The following is an 829-nucleotide window of genomic DNA, read 5'->3' as shown; positions in this document are numbered from 1 at the left end:
TAATCAGTAGGTTGGGGGTTCAAGTCCTCTTGCCGGCACCACTTACCGAGCCATTAGCTCAGTCGGTAGAGCATCTGACTTTTAATCAGAGGGTCGAAGGTTCGAGTCCTTCATGGCTCACCATGTACATGCGGGTGTGGCGGAATTGGCAGACGCACCAGACTTAGGATCTGGCGCCGTAAGGCGTGGGGGTTCAAGTCCCTTCACCCGCACTTTTGCGGAAGTAGTTCAGTGGTAGAACATCACCTTGCCAAGGTGGGGGTCGCGGGTTCGAATCCCGTCTTCCGCTCCATTATCAAACTTATATACCCCTGCCGGGGTGGCGGAACTGGCAGACGCACAGGACTTAAAATCCTGCGGTAGGTGACTACCGTACCGGTTCGATTCCGGTCCTCGGCACCACTTTACAACAAAATAGTGCGCCCGTAGCTCAATTGGATAGAGTACTTGACTACGAATCAAGCGGTTAGAGGTTCGAGTCCTCTCGGGCGCGCCATTTATACATAAACGATCTTTCGTTTTGACGGGAAGTAGCTCAGCTTGGTAGAGCACTTGGTTTGGGACCAAGGGGTCGCAGGTTCGAATCCTGTCTTCCCGATCTGTTTAAATGGGGCCTTAGCTCAGCTGGGAGAGCGCCTGCTTTGCACGCAGGAGGTCAGCGGTTCGATCCCGCTAGGCTCCACCAATTATTTGTATATTATGTTGGAGGAATACCCAAGTCCGGCTGAAGGGATCGGTCTTGAAAACCGACAGGCGGGTCAAACCGCGCAGGGGTTCGAATCCCCTTTCCTCCTCCATTATTTTATCGTCGCGGGGTGGAGCAGCCCGG

The 829-nt window shown here is 53.9% G+C and carries 8 tRNA genes; all 8 read left to right on the top strand.

The features are described 5' to 3' along the window. Positions 1-47: 47 nt before the first annotated feature. Positions 48-123, top strand: a tRNA-Lys gene (locus tag M3221_RS25475). A 7-nt stretch (positions 124-130) separates the two neighbouring features. Further along, positions 131-212 (top strand) — tRNA-Leu (locus tag M3221_RS25470). 5 nt (positions 213-217) lie between these two features. Further along, a tRNA-Gly gene (locus tag M3221_RS25465) sits at positions 218-292 on the top strand. 21 nt (positions 293-313) lie between these two features. Next, a tRNA-Leu gene (locus M3221_RS25460) sits at positions 314-402 on the top strand. A 17-nt stretch (positions 403-419) separates the two neighbouring features. Beyond that, a tRNA-Arg gene (locus M3221_RS25455) sits at positions 420-496 on the top strand. Positions 497-524: 28 nt separating this feature from the next. Then, positions 525-598 (top strand) — tRNA-Pro (locus M3221_RS25450). An 11-nt stretch (positions 599-609) separates the two neighbouring features. Next, positions 610-685: transfer RNA gene (locus M3221_RS25445), tRNA-Ala, on the top strand. A gap of 19 nt (positions 686-704) precedes the next feature. Beyond that, positions 705-797, top strand: a tRNA-Ser gene (locus M3221_RS25440). Positions 798-829: the final 32 nt, after the last annotated feature.

This window comes from Domibacillus indicus, assembly GCF_023715895.1.
GTDB classification, from domain to species: domain Bacteria; phylum Bacillota; class Bacilli; order Bacillales; family Domibacillaceae; genus Domibacillus; species Domibacillus indicus_A.
Note: the sequence above shows the minus strand (reverse complement) of the source record. Positions and strands in the feature narration are given on the sequence as shown.